Origin of the sequence: Haloterrigena gelatinilytica, from assembly GCF_013342145.1 — an archaeon.
In the GTDB taxonomy this organism is placed as follows: Archaea; Halobacteriota; Halobacteria; order Halobacteriales; family Natrialbaceae; genus Haloterrigena; species Haloterrigena gelatinilytica.
Window position 1 is genome coordinate 204,748 of sequence record NZ_JABUQZ010000001.1, and the last position, 13,457, is coordinate 218,204.

Annotated in this window: 14 protein-coding genes; 5 read left to right on the forward strand and 9 right to left on the reverse strand. The window is 69.3% G+C overall.

Features of this window, described 5'->3' with window-relative positions; genetic code table 11:
• Positions 1-15: 15 nt before the first annotated feature.
• The 3 genes from HTZ84_RS01010 to HTZ84_RS01020 form a co-directional block, all read right to left on the reverse strand.
• Positions 16-243 carry a hypothetical protein gene (locus tag HTZ84_RS01010; protein ID WP_174678973.1) on the reverse strand — a complete coding sequence of 76 codons (228 nt, stop codon included), beginning with the start codon at positions 241-243 and terminating at the stop codon, positions 16-18.
• The gene (locus HTZ84_RS01015; RefSeq protein WP_174678974.1) at positions 240-668 is read right to left on the reverse strand and encodes a nuclear transport factor 2 family protein; all 429 of its coding nucleotides are present in this window, start codon (positions 666-668) and stop codon (positions 240-242) included. The genes HTZ84_RS01010 and HTZ84_RS01015 overlap by 4 nt, the downstream gene beginning before the upstream one ends.
• Positions 669-923: 255 nt before the next feature.
• A complete protein-coding gene (locus tag HTZ84_RS01020; RefSeq protein WP_174678975.1) occupies positions 924-1,475 on the reverse strand; it encodes a hypothetical protein in 552 nt (183 codons plus the stop codon).
• 159 nt (positions 1,476-1,634) lie between these two features.
• On the opposite strand from HTZ84_RS01020, the gene HTZ84_RS01025 reads away from it, so the two are divergent.
• On the forward strand, positions 1,635-1,898 hold the full coding sequence (locus HTZ84_RS01025) for a hypothetical protein (RefSeq protein WP_174678976.1): 264 nt from the start codon (positions 1,635-1,637) through the stop codon (positions 1,896-1,898).
• 84 nt (positions 1,899-1,982) lie between these two features.
• Here the strand turns inward: HTZ84_RS01025 and HTZ84_RS01030 are convergent, their stop codons facing one another.
• Positions 1,983-2,558 (reverse strand): SPW repeat domain-containing protein, encoded by a 576-nt coding sequence (locus HTZ84_RS01030; RefSeq protein WP_174678977.1) that lies wholly within the window; start codon positions 2,556-2,558, stop codon positions 1,983-1,985.
• A 198-nt stretch (positions 2,559-2,756) separates the two neighbouring features.
• On the opposite strand from HTZ84_RS01030, the gene HTZ84_RS01035 reads away from it, so the two are divergent.
• Positions 2,757-5,486, forward strand: a complete 2,730-nt coding sequence (locus tag HTZ84_RS01035) for an AAA domain-containing protein (protein ID WP_174678978.1) — start codon at positions 2,757-2,759, stop codon at positions 5,484-5,486.
• Positions 5,487-5,517: 31 nt separating this feature from the next.
• Here HTZ84_RS01035 and HTZ84_RS01040 read toward each other — a convergent pair whose 3' ends face one another.
• Complete coding sequence (locus HTZ84_RS01040) at positions 5,518-5,808, reverse strand: HalOD1 output domain-containing protein (RefSeq protein WP_174678979.1); 291 nt, start codon at positions 5,806-5,808, stop codon at positions 5,518-5,520.
• A 119-nt stretch (positions 5,809-5,927) separates the two neighbouring features.
• Entirely contained in the window at positions 5,928-6,587 is a 660-nt protein-coding gene (locus HTZ84_RS01045; RefSeq protein WP_174678980.1) for a helix-turn-helix domain-containing protein, read from the reverse strand.
• A 111-nt stretch (positions 6,588-6,698) separates the two neighbouring features.
• Between HTZ84_RS01045 and HTZ84_RS01050 the strand changes: the two genes are divergently transcribed.
• The gene (locus tag HTZ84_RS01050; protein ID WP_174678981.1) at positions 6,699-7,541 is read left to right on the forward strand and encodes a phosphatase PAP2 family protein; all 843 of its coding nucleotides are present in this window, start codon (positions 6,699-6,701) and stop codon (positions 7,539-7,541) included.
• Positions 7,542-7,615: 74 nt separating this feature from the next.
• Positions 7,616-8,845, forward strand: a complete 1,230-nt coding sequence (locus HTZ84_RS01055; RefSeq protein WP_174678982.1) for a lactate racemase domain-containing protein — start codon at positions 7,616-7,618, stop codon at positions 8,843-8,845.
• A 30-nt stretch (positions 8,846-8,875) separates the two neighbouring features.
• Here the strand turns inward: HTZ84_RS01055 and HTZ84_RS01060 are convergent, their stop codons facing one another.
• Both HTZ84_RS01060 and HTZ84_RS01065 read right to left on the reverse strand, forming a co-directional pair.
• The gene (locus HTZ84_RS01060) at positions 8,876-10,801 is read right to left on the reverse strand and encodes an ATP-binding protein (protein ID WP_174678983.1); all 1,926 of its coding nucleotides are present in this window, start codon (positions 10,799-10,801) and stop codon (positions 8,876-8,878) included.
• Positions 10,802-10,987: 186 nt separating this feature from the next.
• Positions 10,988-11,182, reverse strand: a complete 195-nt coding sequence (locus HTZ84_RS01065; RefSeq protein WP_174678984.1) for a hypothetical protein — start codon at positions 11,180-11,182, stop codon at positions 10,988-10,990.
• A 109-nt stretch (positions 11,183-11,291) separates the two neighbouring features.
• Here HTZ84_RS01065 and HTZ84_RS01070 point away from each other — a divergent pair, with 109 nt between their 5' ends.
• Positions 11,292-12,497 carry an ion channel gene (locus HTZ84_RS01070; RefSeq protein WP_174678985.1) on the forward strand — a complete coding sequence of 402 codons (1,206 nt, stop codon included), beginning with the start codon at positions 11,292-11,294 and terminating at the stop codon, positions 12,495-12,497.
• Here HTZ84_RS01070 and HTZ84_RS01075 read toward each other — a convergent pair.
• Positions 12,461-13,441 carry an AIR synthase family protein gene (locus HTZ84_RS01075; protein WP_174678986.1) on the reverse strand — a complete coding sequence of 327 codons (981 nt, stop codon included), beginning with the start codon at positions 13,439-13,441 and terminating at the stop codon, positions 12,461-12,463. The two genes, HTZ84_RS01070 and HTZ84_RS01075, sit on opposite strands and share 37 nt — an antisense overlap.
• Between the last annotated feature and the right edge of the window lie 16 nt (positions 13,442-13,457).

The following is a 13,457-nucleotide window of genomic DNA, read 5'->3' on the forward strand; positions in this document are numbered from 1 at the left end:
CCTCGCCGCGGCTCCCTAGCCCAGGATCCAGAGCAGATACCAGAGTAACGCGGCGCCGGCGACGACGCCGCCGACGGTCAACAGCCCGACGATGCGCGGCGACGCGCCGCCCCCGAGCGCCATCGTGCCGCCGGAGAGACCGACGAGCAGCACGAACAGGGCCTTGAGTCGGGCCGACGGCTCCGTCAGCGAACTCGAGTCGGCGGCCCGACGCCTCGGATCGCGATCGGGGCCGCGACTCATAGGTCGTCGGCCGTACTGACGTGCATCGTGGCGAATCGCCACTGCGGCGCCGCTCCGTCCCCGGCCGCGTCCCGTTCGCTGCGCCCGTCCCGGACGAGCGTCCCGCTCCACCGCGTCTCGAACTGTCGGTTCGCGCCGGTCTCGGCGTCCGTCCACGCCATCGTCACCTCGTCGGCGAACGTCGCGAACGCGTCGCGTTCTGCGACGACGAGGTGGTCGCTCTCGACGGTCCAGTCCGTGGTCGTCGCGGTCTGTTCCTCCAGTGCCTCGCGGACCGACTCGGACCCGAACAGGGCCTCGCTGATCCCGAATTTGACGGTCGACTCGTCCTCGAGGAAGTACGGCTCGAGGGGGTCGCCGCTCCGGAGCGCGTCGTAGTAGTCGCGGACGACGGCCTCGGCTCCGTCAGCGTTTCCGTCGCTCATATCCGAGGCGTCGGAAGCCGACCCCATAGAGTCACCGGACGCAGTCGCAGGCGCGTTCGGGTCATAGTACGTCTGTCCACGCGTCGAGCGGCGGACGCTCTATACGACTGTTCACAAACGAAGTGAACGATTCGCCGCCTGAGCGAGGCAACGCCCCGCTCAGGCGGCCTTTTTCATCGAAGTTTTTGCGCCGAGTGGTGAGTGAGTGCAGCGAACGAACCCGAGGCGGAAAAAGTTCGGTGGAAAAAGTTCGGTTTACATAAAGCCCCGATCGACCTCGTCGGTCTCGATCAGGTCCTCGAGCTCCGCGTTCAGCAGTTCGTCGGCCTCCTCGAACCGCTCCGAGAGGTCCTCGAGTTCGTCGGGACGGTCGTACTGGTCGTACTCCATCGGCCCGAACGCGGGGCTCTCGAGGGCCTCCATGACGTCGTCGAACAGGTCCTGGGGCCGCGTCGGCGCGTCGGCGTGGGTCTCGAGGACGGTCTCGAGGCGCTTCGAGACCGTTTCGGCCTGTTCCTCGTCCTCGGGGGGCGACTGGACGGCGAACCGCCCGCCGGTGTCCGCCTCGGGGAGGAAGGCGCCGATCTCGTCGTCGAGGTTGCGGGCGACCCGCGTGCCGACCCCGCGGACCTCGAAGGGGTTCTTCGCGTAGGTCTTCAGGAAGAAGACCCCGGCGCCGGGATGCGCGAGGTACATGTCTTCGCCGACGCCGGCGGCGCGATCGCCGGCGACTGCGCGCCACTGCTCCGGGTCGACGTCTCGCTCCGTGACGTCCTCGAGTATGTCCTGCCACTCGCGAATCCGCATACGTGTGGGTTGTGATGCGGACAGAATGAACGTATCGGTCGCGCCGACCGTCGCCGCCGGCGCCGATCGGGACCGTTTTCGTCACCACCGAGGAGCCGAATCGAACCAAAAGGGATACGATGCCTCCTCGAAGCAAGGAAAGTAACCGACGCTTTCCCCATGTCCGTCCGGCAACCACTCTCGCTCGTCGAACTGTTTCTCGCTACACCAGCGAAGAGTTCCCTCCTCGCGCTCGGCCCGCTCGCCCTGGCGCTCGGTCAACTCGGGAACAGCTACGTCAACGGCATCTCTCCCGCCGTCTCGGTCGGCTTCGCCGTCGTCATGATCGGCTTCGCCGTCGTCGCGACGCGCCATCACGCCGCCGAACACCGGCTCCGGCGACTCGAGGGCGACCTCGAGGCCGATCTCCGGTCGACGCGGTAATCAGCGGTTAGCGTCGACCCCCGTTCCGTACGTCCGTTTCTACCCGACCACTCGGGCACGGGTCCGTGCCCGCGTCGCCCGGATTCAGGCCCGCGCGGAGTCCGTCGCGACCGACCGCGCCTCGCGCGCGTCGTAAGCGTTGTAGCCGGCCAGGGCCGCGATCAGTAGCCCGGAGGCGAGCGTGCTCCAGAACGGGCTCTCCGTCAGCCCGAGTCCGGCCGGCATCTCCAGCAGCGCGGGCGCGACGATCAGCCAGATTCCGAGCAGCGCGACCAGTCCCGAGACGCCGACGCTGAGCGGGATGTCGTTGGCGAGCCGGTAGTAGTTGTAGGCCCCCGCGGCGAAGACGACGCCCCCGACGAGGACGTTGTTCCAGAACGCGGCCGACGAGACGTCGTAGAGGGCGACGACCGACAGGGCGACCCACGCGCCGATGACGGCGATGATCCCGCTGATGACCGAGATCTTTCGCCGGCGCTCCTCGTTTGCGACCCGGGTCGTCTCGTCGCGGCGGTCTCGCCCGGGATCGTCCCGGTCTCCGACCCCGGTCCCGGAGTCGACGTCGTCGGACGGCGACCGCATCCCCTCGTCGCGGTCGGCTCCCCCCTCGACGCCGTCCGATCGGTCTCGATCGCGGTCGTCGCCGTTCGAGTTGCTCATGTGGGTCGTCGATTCGATCGGCTCGGCAAAAACGGCGACGACTGTTCCAGTGACTGGAACGGCTACCCGCCGGTAATCGATCGTTACACCGGCGAGTGCCGGTGATTCGATATATAGGAGTCGGCGCGGGGACGACTTCCCGGCGGAACTCGGCCGCGACCGATAGCGTTTTTGACGGCTCGGCCGTGACGGATAGCCGTGCACGTACGCGGAACCGTCGCGGGCGAGGTCGAGACGAAGTCGGTCAGCGGGAGCGAACTCGCCGAGGTGCCGTTGCGCCTCGCGGACGACGCCGACGGCGAGTCCCCGAACGGCGAGACGCTGGCTCGAGACGGCGGCGCGGCGACGGCGGTCGAGGGCGATCACGAGACGACGCAGGTGACGCTATGGGGGAAGTGGACCGAGTCGGCCGAGTACCTCGAGCCGGGGATGGAACTGCTCGTCACGGACGCCGAGGAGACGGAGTTTCGGGGCGAGACGCAGTACGCGACGACCGGCGACTCCTACGTCGTCGTCGAGCCCTCCTTCCTCGTGAACGTGACGTCGCTGCGCAACTGGGTCGAGTGCCCCCGGCTGTACTATCTGAACAAGCTCTCGGGGGTGCCGCTGAACTACCCCGTCGTGAAGGGGACGCTCGTCCACGAGGTCTTCGGCGATCTGCTGCGGGGTCGCGACCTCGAGGAGTCCATCGATGCTCGCGTCGAGGAGCGGGGTCTCCAGCTCGGCCTGCTCGGCGAGACCCCGGAGGCCGTAGCGGAGGACGTCCGCGAGAACGCGAAAGCGATCGAGGGCTGGCTCGAGCAGGGTCGCCTGACCGAAGAGGATAGCTGGCGTTCGGAGCAACTGCTCATCAGCGAGACCTTCGGGATTCGGGGCCGCGCCGACGCGATCCGTCGGGGCGCGCCGGTCGAACTCAAGACCGGGAAGAACCTGAAGAAGGAACCCCGGTTCAAGGACAAGGTGCAGGCCGCGTGTTACGCGCTCCTGCTCGAGGAGCACGGGGGAGACGTCGACACCGGCACGCTGCTCTACACCAAGAACTCCACGCTGGAGCGCAACGAGGAGACCGGCGACCTCACGCCGGCCAAGGAGTTCTCGATGGGGCAGGGACTGTTGAAGTTCGTCGTCCGCCTGCGCAACGAACTCGCGGCGATGGAGGTCAAGGGCGAGGTCCCGACCGGCTACGAGGGGTCGGCCAAGTGCGAGTACTGCTTCGAGCAGGACACCTGCATGGTCGTCTCGGGACGGCTCGATCAGGAGTCGAAAGCCGGCCAGATCGGACAAGCCCTGCCCGAGGAGGAACGCGAGTACTTCGACCGCTTCTACCGCGCCATCGAGGAGGAACGCCGCGAGGTCCACCGCGAGTACGCCAAGCTCTGGGAACAGACGGCCCAGGAGCGGGCCGACGACGACCGCGCGCTGATCGACCTCGAGTTCCTCGAGCAGCGGAAGCTCGCGGAGGGACGGTGGGAACTGCGCGCCCGCCGGACGAGCGGCGCCAACTCGAAGCTCCGGGAGGGCGATCTGGTGCTGGCCAGCGACGGCGACCCGGTGCGGGGCGACGCTGAACTCGCGAGGATCGAGCGACTCGACGACGAGATCGTCCTCACGGCCGACGAACCCGTCGAGGTGACTCGGCTCGACGTCTACCCCTCCGAGCTGACGACCGACCGGCTGCTCGTCGCCATGCACGACTTCCTCCTGAAGGGCAGCGACCGACGCAAGGACGTGCTCTTCGACCGCGCGGCTCCCGAGTTCGAATCCGTCGACGAAACCTTCATCGGCAACAACGACGCGCAGGACGAGGCCGTCCGGCTGGCCGTCGGCGCCGAGGACGTCGCCCTGATCCACGGCCCGCCGGGCACCGGCAAGACCTACACCATCGCTCGGGCCATCCGCGCGATGGTCGAACGCGGCGAGCGCGTCCTGCTGTCGGCCTTTACCAATCGCGCCGTCGACAACGCCCTCGAGGCGCTGCTCGAGCAACTCGAGGACGTGATCGACGAGGATCGAGTCGTCCGCGTCGGATCCGAGAGCGGCGTTCGCGAGGACATGGAGCCGTACCGCCTCGAGCGCGCCGGCGACCCCGAGGACCGGGTGGCCGAACTCGAGAACGCGCAGGTCGTGGCCGCGACGACGGCGACCTGCGGCTCTCGAATCATGAAAGAGCAGTCGTTCGACGCGGCGCTGGTCGACGAGGCCGCCCAGTTGACCGAACCCGGAACGCACGCGGCGACGAACCTGGCCGAGCGGTTCGTCCTCGTCGGCGACCACGAGCAGCTGCCGCCCGTGGTGCGGGCGGAGAACGACCTGACCGAGTCGCTGTTCGAGCGACTCGTCGACCTCCACCCCGACGCCGGCGTCATGCTCGACCGCCAGTACCGGATGAACCAGCGCATTCAGGCGTTCGCCTCCACCGAGTTCTACGACGGGGAGCTGCGACCCGCTGAGCCCGAGGTCGCCGCTCGAACCCTCGACGACCTCGAGGGCGTCTCCCGGGAAGGTCTCCCCGCCGCCCTCCGGGACCCGGTCGCGTTCGTCGACGTCGAGGGCGACGGGGGGCGGTACACCGACAGCGAGGAGGCCGCGCGAATCACCGACCTGATCGAGACCTACGAGGCCGCGGGGCTCGAGCGCACGGATATCGGCGTCATCGCCCCCTTCCGCGCGCAGGTCTCGGAGATCTCGAAACACGTCCCCGACGAGGTCGCCGTCGACACCGTCGACCGCTTCCAGGGCTCGAGCCAGGAGGTCATTATCGTCTCCTTTACCGCGACCGGCGCGCTCGAGGGGCCGATCTTCGAGGACTACCGGCGAATTAACGTCGCGCTCACGCGGCCCAAGCGCGCGCTGGTGCTGGTCGGCGATGCGAACGCGCTGGCGACGGACCCCGTCTACGAGCGGATGCTCGAGTGGGCGACCCGCTGACGGCGGCGTTACAGTCGGACCTCGGCGGCTCTCACGTCGATTCGCGGACGACGATCTCTCCCGTTTCGAAAACGTAGATGTCGTACTCGTCGACGGTGAACCGGATCTCCGCTCCGCCGCTCCCCTCGTGTTCGATCAGTAGATCGAGCGCTTCGGGATTCACGTAGTCGTACAGCGTGAACTCGAGGGCTGTCGGATCGACGTTCTCGATCGCGGCGATCGTGCGGACGATCGCGATGCTGATCGGCGTCTCGTCGTCGGGCGCGTATTCGATCACGGTCGAGCCGTCTCCGTCGGTTGGGGGCCAGCGATCGGTGGCCATCTACGAACCGTTCGTGATACGCGTCCGTGATGCTATCATGCGGATGGTCAGGGTGTTCAAGTCCCCTCGAGAACCGACCCGCCGTCGGCGCTCGACCGCGCGATGCGAGGGCGTCGCCGTCACCGGTCGTCGGCGCGGGAGTTCGCGTCGGCCACGTTCAATTCCGTCGCCAGAATTTGTGAGGACGCGCGGCGGAGGCGTTCGGAGACCGATTGGTCCGAAATACCGAACTCGTCGGCCAGTTCCTGTACCGACACCTCCCGCGGAACCTCGTAGTAGCCGCGCTCGACGGCCGCCACGAGCGTCTCGTACTGCTCGACGGTCAACCCGGGCCGTTCGGGCCCAGTTTTCGGCCCCTTCCGGACGCTCGCGACGTCGACGTCGACGTCTCGCTCGAGGAATCGACGGTAGGTCCGGGTCGCGCTCTCGTGATCGGGGAATCGCATTCGGATCGACCAGACGCCGCTATCGGCCGAGGCGGCGAGTATCGTGCCGCCCTCTTCGAACGGCAGCGCCCCGATCTCGTAGATCTCGGCCGCGAACCGAACCTCGTACAACCACTCGTCGGAGGCCGCCCGTATCCGCGAGTACGCGTCGACGCTGGGGTCCGCCTCGAGGGCCGCTTCGATCGCCGATCGCTCGGCGCCGCCGAACCAGAGGCCCGGCGTCTCGCTGACGACCGCCCGTTCGAGGTAGCAGTAACACGATCGGACGCGGTCGAACGTCTCGCCCAGCGCGGTTTCGGCCGCCGGCAGTTCCAATTCGACGAACGTTGCCATTCCGTGGCAGCGAGTGCCATCCGCGCCGAAATAAAGGAGACGCTTGCAGCCGGGGGCGGAGAGCGGGAAGAAACGAACGTTTACTTCCGGGGACGAGAAACGGCACTCGACATGCGCTTCGAGGAGCAAAGCGCGATCGTCCGCGAACTGTTTCCCGCCGAGTACGCCGAGTTCGTCGTCGCCGTCACCGAACTCGGCGGAACGACGGTTCTAATGGCCGTCCTCGCCGTCCTGTTCTGGTCGGGGTGGCGTCGCCGGAGCGCACTCGTGATCAGTTACGCGGTCGCCGGGCTCGCCCTCCTGCTCTCGATTAAGGCCCTGTTCGGCCTGCCGCGGCCGCCGGAGGACGTCCTGCTACTCCCCCTCGAGGAGGAACGCGAGGGGTACGGCTTCCCCAGCGGCCACGCCTTCGCCGCCACGGTCGTCTACGGCGGGCTCGTCGCCGCGTCCGACCGAACGCGGGACGTCCGCGCGCTGGCGGCCGCCGGCACGCTCGTCGCGCTCGTCTCGCTCTCCCGGGTCGTGCTCGGCGTCCACTACCTCGGCGACGTGATCGTCGGCGCGGTCCTCGGCGTCGCGTTCCTCGCCGCTATGGCCCGCCTCGCGGGGGACGATCCCCGCCGCGGCTTCGCGATCGCGTTCGGACTCGCGCTCGTCACCGTCGTCGTCGCGGGAGCCACCGAGGACTCGCTGCTCGGCCTCGGCGGGGCGATCGGCGGACTCTGTTCCGCGGGGTGGATCGATCGCCTTCCCGACCTCCGCACTCGCCTCGAGACTGGCGCCCTCGTCGCCGTCGGTAGCGGCGGCGCCGCTGCAATCCAGGTCGCCGAGGCGACCGTCTCCTTCGTGCCGGCGCTCGTCGCGCTCTACGCCGCGCTCGTCGCGTGGGTGTTCCTCGCGCCGATCGCGGTCGGCCGCCTCGGTATCGGTGCGACCGGGACGTTCCGGGCGTAGTCGATCCCTCTCGCGCCGTCCGTCCCCGGCGAGAACCGGCGACGCTTTTCACGATCCGCGTGCGAACCGAACGCATGGATCTCCCCCTCGGAACCGGCGCGATCGACGTCTCCCTGCCTAACTGCGAGGTCACGGTCGCGCGACCGGCCGGCGGCGCCCCCGTCGACGTTCGCGCGGCCGCCGAACGCGCGCTCGACGACCCGATCGGGCCGCCGCTCGCGGACCGCGTCGATCCCGACGACGACGTCGCGATCGTCGTCACCGACATCACCCGCAAGGCGCCCGACGACGTGTTGCTCGACGTCTTGCTCGAGCGCCTCGAGCGCTGCGGCGTGGCCCGCGAGCAGGTGACGGTGGTCGTCGGACTCGGGCTGCACCGACCGATGACCGGCGACGAGATCGAGGCGATGCTGGGACCCCACGCCGACTTGGCGGTCAACCACGATCCCGAATCGGTGGTCGAGGTCGGCACAGTGAGTGAGGACGACGTGCCGGTCGAGATCGGCGAGCCGGTCGTCGAAGCCGACGCGGTGCTCTCGACGGGCGTCGTCGAACCCCACCAGTACGCGGGCTTCAGCGGCGGCGCGAAGACCGTCGTTATCGGGGCCGGCAGCGAGTCGATCATCCGCTACACGCACGGCCCCGAGATGCTCGCCCGCGAGGGCGTCCGACTGGGCCGCGTCGAGGACAACCCCTTCCGCGAGACGATCGACGCGGCCGGCGACCTCGCTGGACTGGACTTCTCGATCAACCTGAGCTACGGGCCGGCGGGCGTCCTCGGCGTCCGCGCCGGCGAGGGGCGTCGCGTCGTCCGCGAACTCGCGTCGATCGCCCGCGGCGCCCTCTCGGTGCCGATCGACCGCGAGTACGACGCCGTCGTCTGCGGCGTCGGCGCGCCGAAGGACGCGAACCTCTACCAGACGACCCGCGCCGCGACCTACGTCGCGCTCGGCGACCGAAATCCGCTCCGCGAGGGGGGCCGGCTCGTCGTCCCCGCCGCGCTCCCGGAGGGGGTCGGCGACGGAACCGGCGAGCAGCGGTTCTACCGACGACTGAGCGGCGCGACCGATCCGGAATCGCTCTACGAGGCGATGCGAACGGGGTACCAGCCCGGCGCCCAGCGAGCGTTCGTCGTCGCGCGCGTCCTCCGGGATCACGACCTCTACGTGACGAACAGCGACGCGCCCGAGGTCGTCGAGGAGTGTCTCATGCACGCTGCGGACGACGTCGCGGACGCCCTCGAGCCCGGCAGCGAGGTCCTCGTAATTCCGGACGCCCTGAACACGCTGCTCGTCGACGGCTGAGCGGGTTCGCGGCCGGGTCGCTCGAGCGGCTCACGCCGACTCGTCGGCCGCGGGCAGCGTCACGGAGAACGTCGAGCCCTCGCCCGGCTCCGACTCGACCCAGATCTCGCCGTCGTGGCGCTCGACGATGCGTTCACAGAGCGCGAGGCCGATACCCGTCCCGTCGTACTCCTCGCGGCTGTGCAGGCGCTGGAAGACGTCGAAGACGCGGTCCTGGTCGGCGGGGTCGATCCCGATCCCCTCGTCGATGACCGAAATCTCCCACCGCCCCCTCTCGCGCCGCGTCGCTTCGACGTGAACCCGCGGCGGCTCGTCGCCGCTGTACTCGAGGGCGTTCGCCAGCAGGTTCTGGAACACCTGCCGCAGCTGGCTGGCGTCGCCCCGCACGCGGGGCAACGGCTCGGTCTCGACCTCGGCGTCGGTCTCCTCGAGCTGGAGGGAGAGGTCCTCGAGGACGTCCTCGAGCAGGCACTCGAGGTCGACCGGTTCGAACGGATCGCCCCGCGTTTCGACGCGGGAATACTCCAGCAAGCCGTCGATCATCCCGCGCATGCGCTCGGCGCCGTCGATCGCGTAGGCGAGGAACTCCTCGCCGTCCTCGTCGAACGCGTCGCCGTACCTGCGTTCGATCAGCTGGAGGTAACTCGAGATCATCCGCAGGGGTTCCTGCAGGTCGTGGCTGGCCGCGTAGGCGAACTGCTCTAAGCGCTCGTTCGATGCCTCGAGTTCGCGTTCGCGCTCTCGGTGTTCGGTGATATCGCGGGCGATCGCGATCATGTACTCGCGATCCAGTTCGACGTGGGCGACGTTGACCTCCGCCGGGAAGGTCGTCCCGTCCTTCCGGACGTGTTCGCCGGTGATCGTCATCGAGTTCTCGGCCTTCACGTCCTCGACGTGGGCGCGCCAGTCCGCGATGTCGTCGAACACGTGATCCATGTCGGGCACCGTCAGCTCGAGCAGTTCTTCGCGGTCGTAGCCGAGGTTGCGACAGGCCGTCTCGTTGGCGTCGAGGAACCGGCCCGACTGCGGGTCGATCACCAGCACGCTGTCGGTGGAGTAATCGAGCAGCGTCCGGAACAGCTCGAGTTCCCGCTCGCGCTCCTTGCGCTCGGTGACGTCCCGGAAGTACACCGACAGCCCCGTCTCGGAGGGGTAGGCCCGGACCTCGAACCAGCGATCGAGCGGCTCGGGGTAGTACTCCTCGAACGAGACGGTCTCCTGTTCGTACATCGCGCGTTCGTACTTCGGCTTGAACTGCTGGCCCATCGCCTCGGGGAACTCGTCCCACACGCGCTTGCCGACCAGCGTCCGCCCCTCGGGGTTGATCAGTTCGTGGGCGCGCTCGTTGAGGTACGTGAAGTTCCACTCCTCGTCGAGGGCGAAGAAGGCGTCCGAGATGCGGCCGTAGATCTCCTCGAGTTCACGCCGCGTCCGCTCGTTCTCGAGGGCCGACGCGAGGACGTTCGCGACGCTCCGGAGGAACGCGGCGTCGCCCTCCGCGAATTCGCGACGCTCACTCGCGTACGCGCCCAGCACGCCCCACGGGTCGTCGACCGAGCCGATGATCACGCTGACGCCGCTGGTGACGCCGTGCTCGTCGAGCAACGCGGGCTCGGAGAGTCGGTCCTCGGCGCGGAGGTCGTCGACGACGATCGGCGCCTCGGTGCGGAGCGTGATCCCCGCCTGCGAGTTCGTATCCGCGGGCACCGTCGCCGACCCCACCAGTCCCTCGCGCCACCCGACGCCGTCGCGCAGGAAGAACTCGTCACCGTCGGGGAGTAACTCGAGCAGTTCCGCGTACTCGGTCTCGAGGACGTCCGAGACGGCGACGACGGCCTCGTGCAGCAATCGGTCGAGGTCGTCGGTCTCGAGGGCTCGTTGTCCGAGTTCCGCGACGACTTCCTGTTGCCGAACCCGACGGCGGAGCTCCGCGTCGGCGTCGGGCGTCGAATCCATTGGGGAGGTATAAGGCGAAGGCCCGGGTAAAACCTTCTACCGTAGTTTCATCTGGGATAGGAGTTAGGGGTCGTCGACACGCGCCCGACGGAGCCCGGCGGAACGGGGGACGGCGTCCGGCCCGCCGTCGAGTCGCCGATCGAGTCCCCCGGTAAAACCGAGTTCGAACCGCAGCGGCGCCCGTTCCTACGCCGACGAGTAGTCGGCCTTCCCCTCGTCCTCGCTCATCCGGACCCAGTACACGCGGGTGTAGGGGAGGTGGATGTAGCCGTCCTCGAGTTTGATCCGAAGGCCCTGAACCTTGCCCGAATCGGTGATGTTGCCGGCGTCGACCGTTTCCTCGGCGGTTCCGTCCGGTCCCTCGTACGCGATTGTCGCCATGATCGTGGAAACGTAGCCGTGCCAATAAGCCGCATGCAAGCGAATTCGGGCACGCGACGGCGCCCCCGAGCGCCCCGGGATTTACCGCCGTCGGCGGTATGGGACCGGTATGTTCGAGACGTTGCGCCTCCCTCGACCGGACCGGCGGGTCACGGTCCGGCTCGTCGTCGCGATCGCGCTCGCGTCGATCGCCACCGGCGTCGCCGCCATTCTCACCCGGCCGGCCGTCGAGGCCGGTGGCTCGCTCGGGCAGCTCCAGTCGGTAGCGGAGTTCAGCGGGACCGTCGTCGGCTTCGCCCTCCTCGTCGCCGCGTGGGGAATGCGCCGCGGCTATCGACTCGCGTACGCTGCGGCCGCGGTCCTCGTGGCCCTCGCCGCGGCCCACGGCGTCGTCCAGTTCCGGGCGCTGGCCGTCCCGCTGGTCGTCCTCTCGTCCGGCGGGCTCCTCGTTCTCGCGGCGACGAGCCGGCGGTTCACGCGGTCGGTCGTGCTCGACGCGACGCAGGTCGGTGCGGTGCTGGCGATCGTCGGCGTGTTCTGTTACGGGACCGCCGGCGCGTACGCGCTCAGGGCTCAGTTCGACGGCGTCGAGACCGTCGTCGACGCGGTCTACTTCACCGCCGTGACCGCCAGCACCGTCGGGTACGGTGACGTACACGCGGCCACGGAGACGGCGCGGCTGTTCGCCGTTTCGCTGGTCGTGCTCGGACCCGCGACCCTCGCCGCCACCGTCGGCAGCCTGTTCGCACCGCTGCTCGAGACGCACTTCGAGCGGACCGGACGCCGGGCGGCCGCGCATCTCGAGCCGGAATCCGGAGTCGCCGATCCCGGTAGCGGGGCCGGAAACGGAACCGCGCGACCGGCGCGGGTCGTCGCGCTCGGCTTCGACGCGACGCTCGCTCCCGTCGTCGAGGCGCTCGCGGAGCGCGCGTCGGTCGCGGTCGTGACCGACGAGGAGACGGCACCGCGACTCCCCGAGGGCGCGGCCCCGATCGTCGGCGATCCGACCGCCGACCGGACGCTCGAGCGGGCGGGTCTCGGGGCGTGCGACGCGGTGCTCGTCGTCGCCGCGGGGATCGACGCGGGCGAGACCGTCGCCGCGGCCCGGTCGCGCACGGACGCTCGAATCGCCGTCGTCGAGGACCGAGAGTCGAGAACCGAAGCGGCCGGGGCCGGCGAGTCGCTCGAGCGGGCTGGGGCGGACGCCGTCGTCGATCCGGCGGCCGTGCTGGCCGACGCGACCGTCGACGCGCTCCTCGGGTCCGACGGGACCGGCGCTCAGTCGTCCGCGTCCGCGCCTTCCCACAGGGGGTAGAGATCGTCCGCGATCGGCTCGGTGATCGACTCGCCGTCGAGGACGAGCGCCGGATCGCCCGCTTCGACCGTTCCGATCTCGCTCCCCTCGAGGCCGGCCGCCTCGAGCGCCGCGAGGCAGTCGTCGACCGCGTCGTCGGGAACGGTCGCGAGCAAGGCGCCGGAGCCGAAGATCCGCAGCGGATCGACGCCGGCGGCCTCGCACAACCGCGCCGTCTCCTCGCGAATCGGGATCGACTCCCGATCGACGTCGAGTCGAACACCGGAGGCGCGGGCGATCTCGAGCAGGCCGGCCGCGACGCCGCCCTCGGTCGGGTCGTGCATCGCGGTCGCGTGCTCGCGGACCGCGCGGGCGTCGGGGGCGACGCTGATCTCGTCGAGAAATCCCTCGGCGCGCTCGCGGACGGCCTCGGCGACGTCGAACTCGTCGCCGAAGTCGGTCGCGAGGATGGCCGTTCCCTCGAGCCCTGCGGCCTTCGTGATGAGCACGCTGTCGCCGGGTTCTGCGCCGCCGGTCGGGACGAACGACTCGGCGGTTCCCATCGCGGTCAGCGACAGGAGGGGGCGCTCGAGTTGGTCGACGTACTCCGAGTGGCCGCCGACGATCGTCGCGCCGACGTCCCGGGCGGCTGCGTCGAGGTCGCTAGTGATCGCCTCGAGGTCCGTCTCCTCGTCGGGGAGCATGATGACGACGGTCAGCCACCGCGGGTCGGCGCCGGAGGCGGCGACGTCGTTGCACGCGATCGGCACCGCGAGGGAGCCGACGCCCGCCGCGGCCAGCGAGATCGGGTCGGAGCTGACCACGAGCGTCTCGTCGCCGTCGAACGGAGCGATGGCGGCGGCGTCCTCCCCGTTGGCCGGCCCCTGGAGGACCGTCTCGTCGTCGGTTCCCGTCCGCTCGAAGACGTGCGCGAGCAGGTCGTCCGGGCTCACCTTGCCGGGCATACTACGAACTCCGTCG